The sequence below is a fragment of the Natronococcus amylolyticus DSM 10524 genome, assembly GCF_000337675.1.
Taxonomy (GTDB): Archaea; Halobacteriota; Halobacteria; order Halobacteriales; family Natrialbaceae; genus Natronococcus; species Natronococcus amylolyticus.
Genome location: NZ_AOIB01000005.1, coordinates 156,998 through 175,978 on the forward strand (window position 1 = coordinate 156,998; position 18,981 = coordinate 175,978).

Annotated in this window: 13 protein-coding genes; 4 read left to right on the forward strand and 9 right to left on the reverse strand. The window is 67.7% G+C overall.

Going from position 1 to position 18,981, the window contains the following annotated elements:
- Positions 1 to 174: 174 nt before the first annotated feature.
- The 8 genes from C491_RS01400 to C491_RS01435 form a co-directional block, all read right to left on the reverse strand.
- Entirely contained in the window at positions 175 to 1,638 is a 1,464-nt protein-coding gene (locus C491_RS01400) for a lipase maturation factor family protein (RefSeq protein WP_005553192.1), read from the reverse strand.
- A gap of 53 nt (positions 1,639 to 1,691) precedes the next feature.
- A complete protein-coding gene (locus tag C491_RS01405; RefSeq protein WP_005553194.1) occupies positions 1,692 to 2,123 on the reverse strand; it encodes a response regulator in 432 nt (143 codons plus the stop codon).
- Positions 2,124 to 2,336: 213 nt separating this feature from the next.
- Positions 2,337 to 2,978 carry a helix-turn-helix domain-containing protein gene (locus tag C491_RS01410; RefSeq protein WP_005553195.1) on the reverse strand — a complete coding sequence of 214 codons (642 nt, stop codon included), beginning with the start codon at positions 2,976 to 2,978 and terminating at the stop codon, positions 2,337 to 2,339.
- A gap of 104 nt (positions 2,979 to 3,082) precedes the next feature.
- Entirely contained in the window at positions 3,083 to 4,666 is a 1,584-nt protein-coding gene (locus C491_RS01415) for an acetolactate synthase large subunit (protein WP_005553197.1), read from the reverse strand.
- Positions 4,667 to 4,724: 58 nt separating this feature from the next.
- A complete protein-coding gene (locus C491_RS01420; RefSeq protein ID WP_005553198.1) occupies positions 4,725 to 6,122 on the reverse strand; it encodes an NAD-dependent succinate-semialdehyde dehydrogenase in 1,398 nt (465 codons plus the stop codon).
- A gap of 112 nt (positions 6,123 to 6,234) precedes the next feature.
- Positions 6,235 to 7,389 (reverse strand): site-2 protease family protein, encoded by a 1,155-nt coding sequence (locus tag C491_RS01425; RefSeq protein ID WP_005553200.1) that lies wholly within the window; start codon positions 7,387 to 7,389, stop codon positions 6,235 to 6,237.
- A gap of 57 nt (positions 7,390 to 7,446) precedes the next feature.
- Positions 7,447 to 8,688 carry an MFS transporter gene (locus tag C491_RS01430; protein ID WP_005553201.1) on the reverse strand — a complete coding sequence of 414 codons (1,242 nt, stop codon included), beginning with the start codon at positions 8,686 to 8,688 and terminating at the stop codon, positions 7,447 to 7,449.
- 107 nt (positions 8,689 to 8,795) lie between these two features.
- Positions 8,796 to 11,291, reverse strand: a complete 2,496-nt coding sequence (locus tag C491_RS01435) for a heavy metal translocating P-type ATPase (RefSeq protein ID WP_005553202.1) — start codon at positions 11,289 to 11,291, stop codon at positions 8,796 to 8,798.
- Between the two features lie 361 nt (positions 11,292 to 11,652).
- Between C491_RS01435 and C491_RS01440 the strand changes: the two genes are divergently transcribed.
- On the forward strand, positions 11,653 to 14,070 hold the full coding sequence (locus C491_RS01440; protein ID WP_005553203.1) for a PAS domain-containing sensor histidine kinase: 2,418 nt from the start codon (positions 11,653 to 11,655) through the stop codon (positions 14,068 to 14,070).
- Positions 14,071 to 14,098: 28 nt separating this feature from the next.
- On the opposite strand, the gene C491_RS01445 is transcribed toward C491_RS01440, so the two are convergent.
- A complete protein-coding gene (locus C491_RS01445; protein ID WP_005553204.1) occupies positions 14,099 to 15,583 on the reverse strand; it encodes a sulfatase family protein in 1,485 nt (494 codons plus the stop codon).
- 157 nt (positions 15,584 to 15,740) lie between these two features.
- On the opposite strand from C491_RS01445, the gene C491_RS01450 reads away from it, so the two are divergent.
- The 3 genes from C491_RS01450 to truA all read left to right on the forward strand — a co-directional run bounded on the left by C491_RS01450 (position 15,741) and on the right by truA (position 18,929).
- On the forward strand, positions 15,741 to 17,102 hold the full coding sequence (locus C491_RS01450) for a sulfatase family protein (RefSeq protein WP_005553205.1): 1,362 nt from the start codon (positions 15,741 to 15,743) through the stop codon (positions 17,100 to 17,102).
- Between the two features lie 68 nt (positions 17,103 to 17,170).
- Complete coding sequence (locus C491_RS01455; protein ID WP_005553206.1) at positions 17,171 to 17,965, forward strand: creatininase family protein; 795 nt, start codon at positions 17,171 to 17,173, stop codon at positions 17,963 to 17,965.
- Positions 17,966 to 18,071: 106 nt separating this feature from the next.
- Positions 18,072 to 18,929, forward strand: a complete 858-nt coding sequence (gene truA / locus C491_RS01460; protein WP_005553208.1) for a tRNA pseudouridine(38-40) synthase TruA — start codon at positions 18,072 to 18,074, stop codon at positions 18,927 to 18,929.
- The last annotated feature ends 52 nt before the right edge of the window (positions 18,930 to 18,981 follow it).

Below are 18,981 nucleotides of genomic sequence, written 5' to 3' on the forward strand. Positions count from 1 at the left end.
TATTGTTATGTAGTTGTTTCCTGACGTTAGTCGACGGTTACCCGTTTCACCGGTCCCGATTGTGACGCCCTCACACGCGTCGTTTCGCGTAAACATCTCACTAAACGGGGTAATCGATACCTCGAGCAGTTTTGACGACGTTCGCCCACCCGTTTCTTCGGCGCGGAGTTCGCCCTACGGACCGAACCGCCGAACGCGCAGTTCCTCGAGCGAAACCGGATCGACGTAGGTACCGACCCGTTCCCGGTGCCACCACGCGCCCGTCTCGGCGCGTTCCTCGGGGGTCGTAAACCGGTAGCGATAGCGAAGCACGCGGACGTGTTCGGGGGACTCCTCGGCGCCTTCGAAGGGGTCCTCGGCCAACAGCGAGCGCGTGGACTCGTCCTCCTCGAGCAGCCGTCGGAGGAGTCGCAACACCCACGGGCTGCGACGCGGAGTCGGCGACATCGCCGCGAACCAGAGCTGCCAGTCCAGTCGCAGGTGGTAGGGGGCGATCTGCGGCGGCCGTCGCTCGGGATCCGTCGGCTTCCCCCGGAACCGGTACGTTTCCCACTCGGTATCGTCGGTGACTCGCTCGTCGCTCGTCCCCTGAATCACGAGCTCGTAGCGGTCCCGCGTGACCGAACCGAACGCCCCGTAGGTGTTGACCAGGTGCAGCGGGTCGAAGGCGGTGTTCATCGTCTGCTGCTCGGAGAGCATGTTCCGGACGGGATAGACGCTCAGCGCGAGGACGACCACTGCCACCACGACGGCCGCGGCCTCGAGATACAGCGGCGTCGCCGTGGTCGCCGGCGCCGTCACCGGGAACAGGGTCTCGAGGATCCCGTCGCTGAAGGTGGCGATCGCCAGCACGATCGTCAGCGCGTTCAGCCAGGCGAAGTTCCCGGTGACCATCAGCCAGCCCTGAAAGCCGATCGTCGCCGCGCCCGCGAGGGCTGCGGCGGGCTGGGGCGCGAAGTAGAGAAACGGCACCGCGAGCTCGAGGACGTGGTTACCGAGGGTCTCGAGGCGGTGAAAGAGCTTCGAACGGTGGTGGGCGAACCAGCTCACGGGGTTGGGGATGGGCTGGGTCTCGTAGTGGTAGTCCAGACAGGAGAGGTCGCGCCAGCAGTCGTCGCCGCGGATCTTGATGAGGCCCGCGCCGAACATATTTCGGAAGAGCACCCACTGGAGCAGCAGGAAGACGACCGCGGGCGGGGAGGCCAAGCCGGCACCGAGGAAGATCGCCAGGAAGCCGGTCTCGAGCAGCATCGACTCCCAGCCGTAGCCGTAGAAGAGCTGGCCGGCGTTGACGAAAGAGAGGTACAACAGCCACAGCGTCGCCCACAGCGCCATCGAGACGGGCGTCGCGTAGCCGTCGGGAAGCTGGTAGGGAACGGCGAACAGCGCCAGCGCGGAGAGACCGACCCCGGTCCAGGCGGCGATCCCGATCGCGCGGTCGCTGGGAACGAAATAAAAGAGGCTCGGTTGTTCCTTAAACGAGGCACCCTCGGCGTACCACTCGAGGGGGAATAGGCCGTTTTCGCCGGCCAGCGGGCGAAACTGGACGGCGGCGACGAGGAAGGCGAGCAGATAGAGGAGCGCCAGCCCGCGCTGGAAGAGGAAGCGAACGAGCCAGAACTCCTCGCCGTGGAACACGTTCCGCCCTGAACGCGCGAACGGGCAAAGAGATACCGCCGGAACGGGTCGGCCTACTGCGGCGGGAGTCGGACGTGATCGAACCAGAACGTCTCGACGCTCCTGATCATCGAGACGAGGTCGTCGGGGGCGATCGGTTTCGTCAGGTAGGCGTTGGCGGCCCGTCGGTAACACGCCTCGACGTCCCCGCTGGCCTCCGAGCTCGTCAGCACGATAACGGGAAGCCGTCGGAGCTCCGGCGACTCCCTGATTCGCTCGAGGACGGCCCCGCCGTCGGTCCCGGGCAGGTTCAGATCCAGCAGGACGAGGTCGGGCAGCGCTTCGTCGCCGTTCTCGGCTCGTCGCTCGAGGAACCGCAAGGCGTCCTCGCCGGTCGGCACCGCGTGAAGCTCGTGATCGCCGTCGGTCGCCTCGAACGCCTCCCGGACGAGTCGGACGTCGCCGGGATTGTCCTCGACCAGCAACACCTCCCGCGAGGGAATCATTGCCCTCCTCGGACGACCGACCGTTCGTCCCCGCTCCTCGACGTCTGGCGGGCGACTGCCACTCTCGTTCGCCGCGACCCCCGTCTCAGTTTTCCCCACGAGTATATGGATAAAATAAACTCGAATCCCTCTGCCATTACCGTACGGCGGCGTTTCGAACGGTTGAGCGTACTGCTGCGTGTGCAGCATCCTTTTTATATGTGCCACGTCGGTTCAGTCGAACATCGTGGTTCCGACGAGTCGCCGGAGTCCGCGCTGCAACCGCGAGGAAACCGACTGGCGCGTGATGTCGAGTTCCGCGGCGAGTTCCGTCTGGGTGATCCGTCGCGGCGAGTCGAAGTAGCCGTGTTCGTAGGCGAGGAGCAACGCCTCGCGCTGGGGTGGCGTGAGGACGTCACTCTCGTCCGCCCGCGGCGAGGAGAGCGGCTGGAGCCGCGTGAGATCGATCGGGATCCCCGCCTCGCGGCAGGCCGACTGGAACGCGGCGAGGGCCTCGCGGTCGTCGCCCCGGATCTCGACGGACCAGCGTCGCCTCGTGCCGACCGCGGAGACGAGGACGACCGGCGACTCGAGCAACATCGTCAGGAGGGTCTTCCGGTCGGGATCCCACTCGACCCGCATCAGCGCCTCCTCGCCGACGGTTTCGACGACGCTGATCGCCCCGAGATCCGGGTGTGAGACCGCGTCCGGGTCGAACGACGCGACGTTCGGACCGCGCAGCCAGAAGTACGGTATCGTCTCTCCGTTCGTCGGGACGATCCGATCGAGTTCGACCATCGCGTCCGGGAACTCCTCGAACACGCATGTCAGCGGAAACCACTCCCCCGACACGTCGAAGGCGGCCTCGATCGCCATAATTCCTCCATCCTTTCGCTGTAGTAAACTCTATGGTCGGCAATAGAAACCTCGGTCCACGAACGATTCGCCGACCAACGGCGTGACCGCCGCTCGCCGGTCGACTACGCCTCGAGTCGGACCTCGATCAGCGAGAGCTCGTCGGACGGGACGGCCTCCCGGAAGGCTCGCTCGACTTCGTCCCAGTCTTCGGGCCGATAGGCGTCGATCCCGAAGCTCTCGGCGAACGCGACCAGATCCGGGTTCGAGAGCGCGGTGCCGGTGTACTCGCCGCGGTGTTCGACCTGCTGTTCGGAGATGAGCCCGTAGTCGTCGTCGACGAAGACGACGATCGTAAAGCCGCAGTCGAGCCTGCTCGCGGTCTCGATCTCGGCGGCGTTCATCAGGAAGCCGCCGTCGCCGGTGGCCGCGACAACGTTCGAATCGGTCGCGAGGTCGGCCGCGAGCGCGCCCGGAACGGCGATCCCCATGCTCGCCAGCCCGTTCGAGATCACGCAGGTGTTCGGTTCGTAGGTCGGGTACGACTGTGCGATGGCCATCTTGTGGCTCCCGACGTCGGAGGCGAGGACGTCCTCGTCGGCCATCGCCTCCCGGAGCAGCGGGAGGGCGTTGCGAACCGTCACCGGGTCGTCGTCCTCGGGCGCTCGAGTGGCCGCCTCGAAAATCCGATCGTGGGCGTCGCGACACCACAGCGAGCACGATTCCGGTGGGAGCCGATCGCCGATCGCCTCCAGGGTCGCGCCGACGTCGGCGACGATCTCGACGTCGGGGTTGTAGTGACGATAGACCTCCGCGGGCTCGTAGTCGACGTGGACGATCGGCTTCTCGCAGTCGGGGTTCCACCCCTCGGGGTCGTGCTCGGCGATGTCGTAGCCGACCGCGATCACGCAGTCGGCCCGCTCGATCGCCCGCGCGGCCTCGTCGTTCGGCCCGGAGTCGAGGGTCAGCAACGAGGCTGGCTCGCGGTCCGAGATCGCCCCCTTGCCCATGTAGGTCGCGACGACGGGCAGCTCGAGGCGGTCGACGAGCGCGCGGATGCCGTCTGCCGCCGGAGTGCGGACCGCGCCGTTGCCCGCCAGCAGGAGCGGTCGTTCAGCGTCCTCGAGCAACGCCGCGGCCCGCTCGACCGACGTATCGTCGGGGTCCGGACGGCGAATCGGATCGCGAACGGGGATCGGTTCTTCGTCGATCTCCTCGCTCGCGACGTCCTCGGGAAACTCGAGGTGGGTGGCGCCGGGCTTCTCGAGTTCGGCGAGCTTGAACGCCTTGCGGACCGACTCGGGGACGATCTCGGGCTCGGCGATCTGGGCGTTCCACTCGACGATCGGCTCGAAGACGTCGACGACGTCCAGCGCCTGGTGGCTCTCCTTGTGGAGCCGTTCGCGCCCGCCCTGGCCGGTGATCGCGACGACGGGGCTCTTGTCGAGCTGGGCGTCGGCGACGCCCGTGATGAGGTTCGTCGCGCCGGGCCCGAGCGTCGAGAGACAGACCCCGGCGTCGCCCGTGAGCCGCCCGTGGACGTCGGCCATGAACGCCGCGCCCTGCTCGTGGCGGGTCGGGACGAACTCGATCGAGGAGTCGCGAAGCGAGAAGAGCAGGTCCTCGACCTCCTCGCCCGGGAGCCCGAAGACGTACTTGACGCCCTCGGCCTCGAGGCAGTCGACGAGTAGATCGGATGCTGTTGGCACGGCTCACCCGATTCGCCCGGGACCTATGAGTCTGGTACCTTCGTGGGACGGCCGACGGCTACTCGGTGTCGGGGACGCCGTCGTCCGCGCCGGCCGACTGGACCCAGACGGTCTTGCGGTTGACGAACTCGTGGATCCCCGCCTCGGCGAGCTCGCGGCCGTGTCCCGACGCCTTCACGCCGCCGAACGGCAGGCGCGGGTCGGACTTGACGAGCTCGTTGACGAACACGCAGCCGGCCTCGACCTCGCGGGCGAGTCGCTCCCCGCGATCGAGGTCCTCGGTCCAGACCGACCCGCCGAGCCCGTAGCGGGTGTCGTTGGCGAGTTCGATCGCCTCGTCCTCGTCTTCGACCCGGAAGACGGCCGCGGCCGGGCCGAACACCTCCTCGTCGGCCGCGGGACTGTCCCGCGGGGGCTCCGAGAGCACCGTCGGCGGGTAGTAGTGGCCCTCCTGGTCGAGGGGCTCGCCGCCGCACTCGAGGGTCGCGCCGGCCTCGACGCTGTCCTCGACCTGCTCGTGGAGGTCGTCCATGAGGTCCTCGCGGGCCTGGGGGCCGATGTCGGTGTCGGACTCGAGCGGGTCGCCGATCTCGAGGGCCTCCATCCCCGAGACGAACCGGTCGAGAAAGTCGTCGTAGACGTCGTCGACGACGATGAATCGCTTGGCGGCGATACAGGACTGGCCGGAGTTGATCGTCCGGGCGGTCGCTGCAGTCTCGGCTGCTGCCTCGATATCGGCGTCCGCACAGACGACGAACGGGTCGCTCCCGCCAAGCTCGAGGACGTGTTTCTTCAGCTCGCTCCCGGCCTGCTCGGCGACGGCGCGGCCGGCGCCCTCGCTGCCGGTGAGGGTCACCGCGTCGAGGCGGTCGTCGGCGATCACGTCCTCGATCGCGTCCGAGCCGGCCAGTAGCGTCGAAAAGACTCCCTCGGGGTAGCCCGCGTCCTCGAAGATCTCCTCGATCGCCAGCGCACACCCCGGGACGTTCGAGGCGTGTTTGAGCAGGCCGACGTTGCCCGCGGTCAGGTGGGGTGCGGCGAAGCGAAACACCTGCCAGAACGGGAAGTTCCAGGGCATCACCGCGAGAACGGCCCCCAGCGGCTCGTAGGAGACGAACGTCCGCGAGTGGGGCTCGCTGCCCAGCGCCTCGTCGGCGAGGAACTCGTCGGCCCGCTCGGCATAGAAGTCACAGACCCACGCACATTTCTCGAGCTCCGCGCGGGATTCAGCGATCGGTTTGCCCATCTCCTCGCTGATCAGCTCGGCGTACTCGTCCTCGCGCTCCCGGATGAGGTCGCCCGCCCGCTCGAGCAGCTGCTGGCGCTCCGTGATCGGGGTTTCGGCCCACGACTCGAACGCGTCGTCCGCGCTCGCGAGGATCTCCTCGATGTCGTCCTCGTCCTGGTCGTCGTACGTTTCGAGTCGCTCGCCGGTCGCCGGATTGTGGCTGTCCATGGTGCTCACCGTACGCCGCGTTCGCTCGTACCACGAGCACGCGCCCCAAAGACCTACGCCCGGCAGTCGAACCGTCGCCGACGGGAGTCGCGGCTGCGGCCGCGGCGGGCGCTCACTGCTCGAGCGACCGCGGCTCGGCCGGGATCGAGCGGCTCCGCTGGGCGATCTCCAGGGCCTTCATCAGGTCCGTCCGCGAGAGCAGCCCCGCGAGCGAGCCGTCGTCGTCGACGACGAGGATGCGTCCGATATCCTCCCGCTGGATCGTCCGCAGGGCTGACGTCGCCTCGTCGGTAGGCGCGGCGGTGACGAGGTCGGTCGACATCACGTCCGCAACGACGTCGTCGGCGTCGTCAGCCCGCTCCTGGAGGTCCTCGAGGGTGACGATGCCGACGAGCTCGCCGTCCTCGAGGACGGGGTAGCCGGTGTGGCGCTCGCGCATCATCCGCTCGAGGAGCCGATCGAGCGGAAACTCGGGCGTGACCGTATCGAGCCGCGCCGCGGGCGTCATCAGGTCCGCGACGGACAACCCCTCGAAGGCGGTCTCGACGAAGATCTGCTGGGTCTCGCTCGAGGCGGCGATGTAGATGAAGAAGGCGATCGCGATCCAGAAGATGCTGAGGGTGATGATGCCGGCGAATCCCAGCAGGAGCGCGAACCCCTTCCCGACGCCGGCGGCGATCTGCGTTGCCTCCAGTCGGGAGCGGTTCCGCGAGAGCAGCGCCCGGAGCACCCGGCCGCCGTCCATCGGGAACCCCGGGAGCATGTTGAAGATCGCCAGCACGACGTTGAGTATCGCCAGGTAGCCGAGCACGAACAGCACCGCCGGGAACTCGGCGGGCAGCAGGACGAACCCGACGTAGCAGACGACACCGACCGCGACGCTGACGATCGGGCCCGCGATCGCGATGACGAACTCCTTGTGCCAGTCCTCGGGCATCTCGGCGAACTGGGCGAGCCCGCCCAGGAACCACAGCGTGATCGACTGGGTCTCGAGGTCGTAGCGGCGGGCAGCCAGCGCGTGTCCCAGTTCGTGGAAGAAGACGCTGACGAACAGCCCGAGCGCGGCCGCCAGCCCGAGCAGCCACGGCGTCGCGCCGTCGGTCAGCGGGGCCGGATCGATCCCCGCGCCGAAGGTGTCGTTGAGCAACTGGACGGTAAGTTCCATCTGGACGCCGATGAGGTAGGCTAACAGCGGAACGACGAGGAGAAACGAGACGCCAAGCTTGATCGGAATGCCGAACGCCGAACCGATACGGATACTGGCCATACTGGCGTTAGGAACCGGAGCCTCTTCAGGCGATGTCCTGCATACGTCCCTCGGACCTCAGTCGGCGAGGCGACGCAGCGCCGCGCCCGCGGCCGCGACCACGATCCCCGCCGCTGCGATCAGTCCCAGTCCGGGGGCGTACGAGCCTGTCAGGTCGTGGCTCGTCCCGATCAGCACCGGACCGAGGAAGCCACCGATCTCGCCGACCGCGAAGATGAAGCCGACGGCAGTGCCCGTCAGCCGCGCGCCGATCCCCTCGAGCGCGGGCGGGATCGCTCGAACGAGCGGCGAGAGCCCGCCGACGCCGAGCCCGCCGACGACGATACTCGCCAGGAGCGCGACCCACATCCGATCGGCGAGCACGATACCGACTATCCCAACACAGAACACGATACCGCAGCCGATCAGCGCCGACGGGCGAGCCTCGTAGCGGTCGGCCAGCGCCGGTACCGTAAAGATGCCGACGGCGTAGGCCGCGACGAAGAGGCTCGTCGTCTGGCCCGCGAGCCCGGGCGAGACGCCCCGGGCCTCGAGCACCGTCGGGAGCCAGCCCTGGATCCCGTGGCTCGCCAGCAGGTACATCGTCCCGACGACGACTACGAGCTGCAGTTCCCGGTGGGTGAGGATCAGCCGGAGGTCCCGGCGGATCGACTCGAGGGGCGATCGGTCGCCGTGGTCGTTCTCGTTCGCGTCCTTTGCCGCGGCGCGGTCGTCGAGCCCCAGCCGCCGGGCGAGGAGGTACCAGCCGAGCCCGTAGCCGATCGCGACGAGCCCGCTCCAGAGAAAGAGGGGACGCCAGCCGCCGAGCCACGGGCCGAGGATCGGCCGTCCGACCCCGAAGGCGAGCGCGGTCCCCGCCGACGCACCGACGAGGTAGATCGAGGACGGAAACCCCGTCCGGCTCGGCGGAAACAGCGTCGAGACGAGCTTCGGCAGCCCGAACGTGATCGCGGTCGCGCCGACTCCGAGCAGCAGGGTGAGCGCCAGCAACGACGGGAACCCCTCGGCGACGCTCCGACCCGCCTGCGCGACGCCGAAGATCGCCGCGCCGGCCGCGAGGCTCCGGCCGGGACCGATCCGATCGACCGCCAGCCCCGAGAACAGCGCTAGCGGGATGTAGGTCAACGGCACCGCACCCGTGACGACGCCGGCCTGTGTGCCCGACAGCTCGAGCTCCGCGATGATCGTCGAGAGGTACGCCGGCAGCGAGAACCAGACGAACATCAGGCAGGTGTAGGCGAGCGTCGCGGCGACGACGATCCCGTAGCTCCGTCGTCGCCCGAGGGTGTCGTCGGCCATTCATCCGCGAGATGCGGGCGTTCCGTCCTGTAGGTTGGCCTTGCCCCGCCCGGTTGCCGCTTCGCGATCTCGAGGGGAAACCCTCCGTTACTCCGCGCACTCGAGCGCTACCGGTCGAGCAGCGGTCGCGAGGCGTTCGCGGCGACAAGCGACGTGGTCACCGCGAACGCGCCCGCCGTCATCAGCGGGCTCAACAGCCCGGCCAGCGCGACCGGGATCGCGATCGCGTTGTACGAAAGCGCCAGCCAGAGGTTCTGGGTGGCGCGATCCCCCGCGGCTCGAGCGAGCGAGATCGCCCGTTCGACGCCGGCCAGGTCGTCTCCGAGGATCGCGAGGTCGGCGGCGTCGGCCGCGAGCGCGGTTCCGCCGCCGAGCGAGATCCCCAGATCCGCCGCGGCCAGCGCGGGCGCGTCGTTGGTCCCGTCGCCGACCATCGCCACCCGTCGATCGGCCGCCAGCCGATCGATCGCCGCGGTCTTGCCGGCCGGCGGGACATCCGCGAAGACCTCGAGATCGGCCCGACGCTCGAGGAACGCGCTCGCGGCCGTGTCGTCGCCAGTGAGGACGACGACCTCGACGCCCGTCTCCTGGATCCGGGTCAGGCTCTCGACCCACTCGCTGCGGGGTTCGTCGCCGACGACGACGAGCCCGCTCGCGCGACCGTCGGCGCCGACGAGGACCGGAAGTCGTCCGTTCTCGCGAGCCATCGCAGCCCGCGAGGCGAGCTCGTCCTCGAGCGTCCAGCCCCGCTCGCGGAACAGGTCCGGGTGGCCGACCAGCACCCGTCGTCCGTCGACGATGCCCTCGACGCCCGTCTCGTGGGAGTCGAACTCCCGGACCGTCGGCGGAACGCCGGCACCGTCGCCGACGGTCGTTTCCCCCGCGTTGGCTCCGTCCTCGCCGTCTTCGGCGTCGTTCCCGTGGGAGAAGGCGTCTCGGATCGCGGTCGCGGCCGGATGGGCCGCCCGGTCCTCGAGCGCGCCCGCGGCTCTGAGCAGCTCCGGTGGCGCGTCGGCCTCGAGCACCCGCATCTCGCCGGTCGTCAGCGTCCCCGTCTTGTCGAAGACGACGACGTCGACCTCGCGGAGCCGTTCGAACACCGTCTCGTCGAAGACGACGATCCCCCGATCCAGGGCCTCCTGAATGCTCGTCGCGACCGACACCGGGGCCGCGAGACCGAGCGCCCACGGGCTCGCGACGATCGCGGCCGCCAGAACGGCCGTGACGGCCGTCGGCGCGTCCCAGCCCAGCGCGAGCGCGGCTGCGCCGACGCCCCCCATGGCGAGGACGACCAGCGGGGTCGCACGCGCGGCGAGTCGATCGGCCCGCCGGCCGACGCCGTGGGTCGCGCTCTGGAGGTCCCAGACCGTCTCGGTGAGGCGCTCGAGGCTGCTCTCGGTTCTGTCGGCCGCGTCGACGACCGCCGCGCCGGAGACGACGAGCGAGCCACCGACGGCGTCGTCGCCCGCCCGCTTCGCCACCGGGAGCGACTCCCCGGTGACGACCGCCTCGTCGACCGTGCAGCTCCCCTCCGCGAGCCGGCCGTCGACCGGGATCCGCTCGCCCTCGCGGACGAGCAGCCGATCGTCCGCGGCCAGCCGCTCGGTCGGCACCGTCCGTGTCGTCCCGTCGGCCTCGAGCAGGCGCGCCTCGCCGACGTCCGAGACGGTGAGGTCGGTGAGTCGGGCTAGCGCCCGCCGTTTGACCGTCGCCTCGTAGAACAGCGCCGCCATCACTGTCGCGGCGACCAGGATCGTCAGGTCGTAGTAGACATCGTTCCGGCCGAGTGCGAGGGAGACGGTGCCGTAGGCGAAGGCGGCGACGACGGTGACGGCGGCCAGCAGCTGGGTGTTCGGCCGGCGGAGCTTCAGGCTGACGTAGGCTCCCCGAAGCAGGGGCATCCCGCTCAGGTAGAGGACGGCGCCGGTGACGGACAGAAACAGCGGCAGCAGTATCAGCCCGTCGAGGGTCGCGAACGCCCCCTCGTACGGTGCGAGAAACCGCCAGTCGACGACGTCCGCGAGATAGACCGGGTAGAGGATCGTGACGTACGGCACCAGCAGGAAGGAGCCGAAGACGATCCCGACGACGTAGCGCATCTCGAGGACGTCGTCGGTGCGTCGCTTGCGAAGCCCCGTCATCTCCCGAGACCGGTGGGTGGTCTCGCTCGAGTCGTCCCCGCTGTCCTCGGCGCTCCCGCCGGCGATCCCCTCCCGGCGGTAGGCCGTGTACCCGGTCGTGGTCAGAGTTACCCGAAGCTCGTCGGCCGAAGTCAGCGCAGGATCGTAGTCGACCCGCACCGTTTCGCTGACGTAGCTCGCGCTCGCCTCGAGAACGCCCTCCCGTTTCTCGGCGATCGACTCGAGGTAGGCCTCACAGAGCGCGGAGTACATCCCGTCGATCCGGAAGAACGCGCGGGCTGCGTCGTCGGGCGGGGCGCTCGAGCCTGTCGCGTCGGCGGACCGCTCGTCGGTGCCGTCCTCGGGCGGCTCGCCGAGAGTCTCGTGGATCTCCCGACAGCCCCTCGAGCAGAACCGCTCGTCGCCGTCGACGTCGCCGCCACAGAGCCGACAACTGCTCGTCTCCGCGCGGGTATCGGACACATCTTTCCGTAAGACGACGGAGGACTATAANAGAGATGTGTATAAGAGACAGGACTATAACGGTGCTCGGTGGCGGAGCCGAGAGGGCTGCGGACGAAGCAAGGGGCCGTCATCATTCGGCGAGTTACCAAGAGCACATAACGCGAACGACGAATAGGCCGGGCTCGGTTTGTAAAGCGTAGCGATCGACCATGACGAGTGACGGTAACGTGACGACGAGGCTATCGATGCGGTACTGGCGGTCTCAAACTGCCGAACAGTACGGGGAACGGTCCGAGCACGGACCTTATCCGGGTAGAGGGTCTTTGGCAAACACATGAGTGACCGGGCCGGGTCTTCCGAAATGACGTTCTGGGGAGAGATGGATGACACCGAGGCCCTCCAGCACTATCGTACCCTCGTCGAGGCGGTTGACGACGGGATCTATCGACTCGACGTCGACGGCCACCTCGTCTCGGTCAACGACGTCATCGTCGAGATAACCGGATACACACGAGAGGAGCTGCTCGGCGAGCACGTGTCCGTGCTCTTCGGCGGCGACAGCGGGACGATCGAACAGGAGATCAGCCGTCTCCGAGCGAACGACTCCAAGCGAAGCGAGCCGCTCGGGCTCACCCTGGAGACCGCCGAGGGGGAACAGATTCGCTGTGAAGTGCGGGTGAACGCACTCGACGCGAGTGATCCCGCACAGGGAGCGGTCGGAACCGTTCGCGAAACTGACGAGCGCAACCAGGCGGAAACGGAAACGACCGAATCGACCTTTCGTCGACTGTTCGAGAACGTCCCCGGCAACTATCTCATCGTACAGCCCGGCGACTACGAAGCCGTGGCCGTGAGCGATGCCTATCTGGACGCGACGATGACCGATCGGGCGGAGATCCTGGGTAAGTCGCTGTTCGAGATCTTTCCGAACAATCCCGACGATCCAGCCGAGGGCGTCGAAAACCTGCGCGAGTCCCTCGAGAGAGTAGCGGAGACCGGAGAGGCCGACGTTATGCCGGTGACGCACTATCCGATCCCCGACCGCACGTCCGACCGCGACGAGTTCGAAGAGCGCTGGTGGAGCCCGACTAACTCACCCGTGCTCACCACGACGGGCGAGATCGATTACATTATTCACAGTGTTGAGGACGTCACTCCGATCGTCCAGGAACTCCAGGCGGACGGCGACCAGGAGCGGCTAGAGGTACCGGACACGGCGGAGTCACAGCTCGCGTCGGATATCGTGTTGCGCGGACAGGAGCTGCTACAACAGGCAAAACGGGAGGCGTACGAACAACTGCGCGAGAGCGAAGAACGCTTCCGGGCGCTGGTCACTACCACGTCGGATGCGGTGTTCAGTACGAACGCAGACTGGAGCGAGGTGCACAGTTTAGAGGGGGCAGATTTCCTCGCGGACATCGACGAGCAAGGGCCGTCGTGGGTCGATGAGTACGTTCCGCCCGAAGACCAGCCGCGCGTTCAGCGGACCATCGACGAAGCCATTCGCACGAAAAGCAGCTTCGAGTTGGAACACCGAATTGTTCGCAAAGACGACACAGTTGCCTGGATCGTCTCGCGTGCTACGCCGCTCCTGGATGAGAACGGCGAAATCACACGATGGTTGGGTACGGCGAACGACGTAACCGAGCGGGTCGAACGCGAGCGGTATCTCGAGGATGCAAAAGAGCGGTTGGAGGCGGCGGCAGAAGCCGGCGCCGTCGGGACCTGGGAGTGGAACATTCCCGACGACCGGATGGTCACGGGCGCGTCGTTCGCCAAGACGTTCGGGATCGATCCCGAGGCGGCCACCGAGGGCGTCTCGTTCGACCAGTTCATTTCGGCCATCCACGAGGACGATCGCGACCGGGTTAAACGGAAGATCGAGGACGCTATCGAATCGGGTAAAGAGTACAAAGAGGAGTATCGGGTTTGGGACGGCGACGGCAACCTCCGGTGGGTCGTCGCGCGCGGCCACGTCGAGTACGACGACGATGGTACTCCGGTGTCGTTCCCTGGCGCCCTGGCCGATATCACCGAGCGCAAGCAGTTCGAGCGACGACTCGAGGTGTCCAACGAGCGCCTCGAACAGTTCGCCTACGCCGCCAGCCACGACCTCCAGGAACCCTTGCGGATGGTTTCGAGCTATCTCCAACTCATCGAACGCCGATACAGGGACGATCTCGACGACGACGGTGAAGAGTTCATCGAGTTCGCTATCGATGGTGCCGACCGGATGCGCGACATGATCGAGGGGCTACTCGAGTACTCCCGGGTCGATACACGGAACGATTCGGTCGAGTCGATCGAGCTGAACGCCGTCCTCGAGGACGTGCTCGAGGATCTCCACGTTCGGATCGTCGAAAGCGATGCCGAAGTGACGGTCGAGGAGCTGCCGCGTCTCGAGGGCGACGCCAGCCAGCTCCGACAGCTGTTCCAGAATTTGCTCGACAACGCCATCACCTACAGCGGAGACGAGCCGCCGCGGATTCACGTGAGCGCCGACCGGAGACACAACGACTGGGTGATTTCAGTCGACGACGAGGGGATCGGTATCGATCCCAAGGATCAGGACCGTATCTTCACGGTATTCGACCGCCTCCACAGTCACGGGGCGTACGAGGGGACCGGTATCGGGCTGGCGCTCTGCCAGCGTATCGTCGAGCGCCACGGGGGCGAGATCTGGGTCGACTCCGAACCCGGTGAGGGAGCGACGTTCTCGTTCACGCTCCGAGCCGGAAGCGAACACGAGCTGCGTACCGTTGTGGACGGTCACCGTTCATCCCGGTTGAACGACTAGTACGCCGAACGCTCCCTCTCACCGACTGTTACAGATACCCCAGATCCGCCAGTCGCTCCTTGGTTCCGGCCTGCATCTCGACCTCCCCGCCTGCCTCGGACGCCTCGAGCGAGTCGAAGCGCTCCTCGAGTCGTTTCCGAAGCTCCCGAACCCGCTCGGGGCGGTCAGCCGCGAGATCGGTCCGCTCGTCGGGATCGCCCTCGAGGTCGTGGTAGCGTTCGAAGCCGTCGTCGCCGCAGACGTACTTCTCGTCGTGGGTGCGGATCGCCCGGAGCCGACGATCGAACGCCCGCACGCGGTCGGGGATCTCGTCGAAGCGGGCCTCGAGGCGGTCGATCGAGGGCTGGGGCGCGGCGTACTCGGCGAAGATCGCGTCCCGTCGCTCGCCGTCGCTGTCGGGGTGGAACGACCGACCGTGGCCCTGCTCGAGCAGTTCCGGATCGTCGATCCCGACGGTCTCGAGCAACGTCGCGGGGAGGTCGAGCAGCTGGACCAGCTCCCGGCGTCGCCCGCCGCCGGTGAAGGGACCGCCGTGGCAGACGAGGGGGACGTTGATCAGGGTGTCGTAGAGGTTGTACTGGTGGCCGAAGAAGCCGTGCTCGCCGATGTGCTCGCCGTGGTCGCCACAGACGACGAATAGGGTGTCCTCCCACTCGCCGGCTGCCTCGAGGGATTCGCGAAGCCGAGCGAGCTGATCGTCGACGTAGGCCAGTTCGGCCCGGTAGAGCCCCCGGAGGAGCCGGAACTCCCGCTCGGTGAGGTCGTAGTCCTCGCAGTCGAAGGCGCGGGGGTCCTGTCGGATCGCCGTGGCCTCCTCGTAGCTCGCTCCCTTGGGGAGGAAGCGCTCGGCGTACTCCTGTGGCGGATCGTACTCGACGTGGGGCTCGATGAAGTTACAGAACAGGAAGAAGGGGTCGTCGCCCCGACTCTCGAGCCAGTCGCCGATCCAGTCGGCCGACCGCGAGGCGCCGTCGTCGCCGGTCGGCTGGAGCACCTCGCTGTAGAGGACGTTCGCCGCGTTGACGAGCGGGTTGCCCTCGAACAGTCGGTCGCGGGTTGCCTGGAGCTTCTCGCGGGCGTCCTCGCCCCTGACGACGGCGCCCATGTCGGTGTCGGACTGGATGTACTGCCAGCCCTTCCGGAGGTCGTCGAACCCGCGGTCGAAGCCGAACTCCTCTGTGATCCAGGTGTTGTTCGAGACGCCGACCGTCTCGTACCCGCCCTCAGAGAACGCCTCCGCCAGCGTCCGAAGATCGTCGTCGAGGAACGTGTGCCCGCCGTGGGCACCGTGTTCGGACGGGTAGCAGCCGGTGAACATCGAGGCGTGTGAGGGCAGCGTCCACGGCGCGGTCGCGAACGCGTTCTCGAAGCTCGTCCCCTCTTCGGCGAGCGTCGTCAGCGCCGGTGCCGTCTCCGGACTGACGCTTCTCGCTCGAGCGGTGTCGAGAACGACGAGAACGACGTTCCGAACGTTAGTGTGTGACTCTCCGTCACGCTCGTTGGGTTCGCTCATGACTATATCACCTCCGCCTCTCGTCGGGAAGGCGCCAGACCCGGCTAATGCAGGGGATTCAGGGATTCGGATCGGGCCGAATGACCGTCTCCGTCGGCGACCGATCAGGCTGTAGCCGGCCCAACGCTTACTCGACCCGGTTGCGTACGCCGGAGCAATGGCCCCGCCGAACATCCTCTTGATGCACTGCCACGACCTGGGGCGCTACCTCGGCTGCTACGGGGCGGCCGTCGACACGCCGCGGATCGACGGACTCGCCGACGAGGGGGTCCGCTTCGATCGCCACTTCGTGACGGCTCCCCAGTGTTCGCCGAGTCGCTCGAGCCTGATGACCGGACGCCACCCCCACCAGAACGGGATGCTCGGGCTCGCCCACGGCGACTGGGAGATCGGCCCCGACGAACGCCTGCTTCCGCAGTTGCTCGGCGAGGCCGGCTACGAGACCCACCGATTCGGCCTCCAGCATATCACCGAGTATCCCGACCGGCTCGGCTACGACCACGAACACGTCGAGGAGTCCCTGCGGGTGAACACGCCGCCGTCGGTCCACGAAACCGCCCGCGCCCGTGACGTCGGCGAGGAGGTTGCCTCGGTGCTTTCGGCGGGCGACCACGATGACCCATTCTTTGCCTCCGTCGGCTTCTTCGAACTCCACCGGGTCGAGGAGGAGGATTGGTTCGGCTTCGAGGCCGAGCGCTACGAGACGCCCGATCCGGAGCGCGTCGAGCCGCTGCCGTTTCTCCCCGATCGACCGGGGATCCGCAGCGACATCGCCGAAGTACAGGGGATGCTCGGGGCGCTCGACGACGGTGTCGGAACGGTGCTCGACGCCCTCGAGGACGCGGGGCTCGCCGAGGACACGCTCGTCGTTTTCACGACCGAGCACGGGCTGGCGTTCCCTCGGGCGAAGGGCTGTTGTTACGACGCCGGTATCGGCGCTGCGCTGGCGATGCGCTACCCTGACGAACTCGAGCCGAGCGTCGTCGACGACCTCGTCAGCAACGTCGACGTCTTCTCGACGCTGCTCGAGTTCGCCGACGTCGAAGTTCCGGCGGAGGTCGCCGGGCGAAGTTTTCGGGACCGACTCCTCGACGAGGGCGAGGACGAGTACGAGCCCCGGGAGCAGCTGTTCTCGGGGATGACCTGGCACGACCGCTACAACCCGGTGCGGGCCGTCCGCACGGACCGCTACAAGTACGTCCGCAACTTCTGGCACCTACCCGGCGTCTACCTCACCCGCGACATCTACGAGAGCGCCGCCGGCAGCGAGGTCCGTGAGGAGTACTACTGCGAGCAACGTCCCTACGTCGAGCTGTACGACCTCGAGGCAGACCCCCACGAACAGGAGAACCTCGCCGAGGATTCCGACCACGAGGACGTCAGGGATCGCCTCCGGGACGACCTCATCAGATGGATGCTCGAGACCGACGACCCGCTGCTCGAGGGACCGGTCCGACCCAGCGACTGGGACGCGATTCACCCCCAGATCGAGAGCGAACCCGAGCAGGACGGACCGTAGTCCGGGTCCGCCGAGATCGGAACCGAACCTACCGAATCCGTTTAGTCGCCAGGCGGTGAGACACGGGCGTGACAGACGAACCGAGCGGTGCCGACGACCCCTATCGCGTCGCCGAGATGACCTGGCGGGAGATCGAGACGGCCCTCGAGTCAACCTCGACGCTGTTGCTCCCGGTCGGCACGACCGAACAACACGGCCACCACCTCCCCCTCGGCGTCGACGTCTACATGCCTGAGGCGATCGGCGAGCGCGTCGCCGAGCGCAGCCCCGCCCTGCTCGCGCCGCCGATCTGGTACGGCGTCAGCCCCCACCACACGTTCAAGCCCGGCACGTTCACGCTCTCCTCGGAGACGTTCCAGCGGTACGTCACCGACGTCTGTGCCTCCGCGGGCCGCTGGGGGATCGAGAACGTCGTCCTGCTCAACGGCCATTACCTCGCCCAGGATCCCGAACTCGAGATCGTCGTCCGCGAACTGCGGACCGAGCACGGCCTCGAGGCGTTCCACGCGCCGCTGGTCGACCTGTTCGCGGAGGTCGCCGAAGAGATCCGCACCGGTGAGGTCTCCTTTCACGCCTCGGAGTTCGAGACTAGCATCATGCTCGAGCTCCTGCCCGAGCTCGTCGATATGGACGCCGCCGAGCGCGTCGACCCGCCCGTGGAGTCGCTGCCGCTCACGGAGTACGACGCCCTCGGCGACAACAAGGTTGGCTGGTCGCTCACGGCCGAGGATATGGACGAACTGACGCCTACCGGGAACATCGGCGATCCGACCGTCGCGACCGCAGAGAAGGGCGAAGCGCTCGTCGACACGGCCGTCTCGGAGCTGTGTCGGCTGGTCGACGCGCTCGAGGACGCCGACTGACCGACTCCCGGGACCGCCGAGGCCGGTCCGACGTCTCGCCGAACGGCACGGAGTCCACGGCACCGCTCCGACGAGGCTAACACCCCGGAACCGCTGGATCCAGTCGATGGAACTGCGCGCGTTCCGGATCGCCTACGATGGCAGCGACTACTACGGCTTCCAGCGCCAGCCCGACGTGCCGACCGTCGAGGACGCGCTGTTCGACGCACTCCGTGCCCACGGTGTCCTCGAGTCCGACGCGAGGAAACCGGCCGGCTACGCCGCAGCGGGACGAACCGACGCGGGTGTCTCCGCGCTCGCGCAGACGGTCGGCCTCGAGGCGCCCAGTTGGTTGACGCCACGTGCGTTCAACGGCGAACTCCCGGCCGACGTTCGGGCGTGGGCGGCCGCCGACCCAGCCGACGGCTTCCACGCGACCCACCACGCGACCCGACGCGAGTACACGTATCACCTGTACGCACCGCCCGCGAACCGAGGCGAAGAGAACGAGCCCGCTCGAGACGGCCGAGCCGCCGTCGACGACGATCGGTTTCGAGCCGCCTGCGACGCGCTGTCGGGCACGCACGACTTCCACAACCTCACGCCCGACGACCGCAACACCGAGCGCTCGCCGACCCTCGAGGCGATGCGGGACGGCGATTATCTCGTCGTCACCGTTTCGGCCGGCGGCTTCGCCCGCGAGCTCGTTCGGCGACTCGTCTCGCTCGCCGAATCGGTCGGAACGGGTGAGCGGTCGTTCGCGGACCTCGAGCGCGCGCTCGAGCCCGAGTCGCTGCCCGGTCACGAGGGGATCGCGCCCGCTCCGCCCGAACCGCTCGTGCTCGCCGACGTCGACTATCCGGATCTCGCGTTCGAGGTCGACGAGGACGCCGCGGCGAGCGCTCGAGCGGTGTTCGATCGTCGCCGGGTCGAGCGCCGGACCGGGTCGCGGGTTGCGGGACAGCTCCGGGACGGTCTGCGATAACTCCCGTTCGACCCTGCGCGGGGGAGCGTTTTTTGGCCTCCGCGTTCGATCG

Bases quoted from the DNA above. Each gene is read 5' to 3' on its own strand.
- C491_RS01405 (WP_005553194.1), bottom strand. From the start codon at position 2,123: ATGATTCCCTCGCGGGAGGTGTTGCTGGTCGAGGACAATCCCGGCGAC.
- C491_RS01410 (WP_005553195.1), bottom strand. From the start codon at position 2,978: ATGGCGATCGAGGCCGCCTTCGACGTGTCGGGGGAGTGGTTTCCGCTG.
- C491_RS01420 (WP_005553198.1), bottom strand. From the start codon at position 6,122: ATGGACAGCCACAATCCGGCGACCGGCGAGCGACTCGAAACGTACGAC.
- C491_RS01425 (WP_005553200.1), bottom strand. From the start codon at position 7,389: ATGGCCAGTATCCGTATCGGTTCGGCGTTCGGCATTCCGATCAAGCTT.
- C491_RS01430 (WP_005553201.1), bottom strand. From the start codon at position 8,688: ATGGCCGACGACACCCTCGGGCGACGACGGAGCTACGGGATCGTCGTC.
- C491_RS01440 (WP_005553203.1), top strand. From the start codon at position 11,653: ATGGATGACACCGAGGCCCTCCAGCACTATCGTACCCTCGTCGAGGCG.
- C491_RS01445 (WP_005553204.1), bottom strand. From the start codon at position 15,583: ATGAGCGAACCCAACGAGCGTGACGGAGAGTCACACACTAACGTTCGG.
- C491_RS01450 (WP_005553205.1), top strand. From the start codon at position 15,741: ATGGCCCCGCCGAACATCCTCTTGATGCACTGCCACGACCTGGGGCGC.
- truA (WP_005553208.1), top strand. From the start codon at position 18,072: ATGGAACTGCGCGCGTTCCGGATCGCCTACGATGGCAGCGACTACTAC.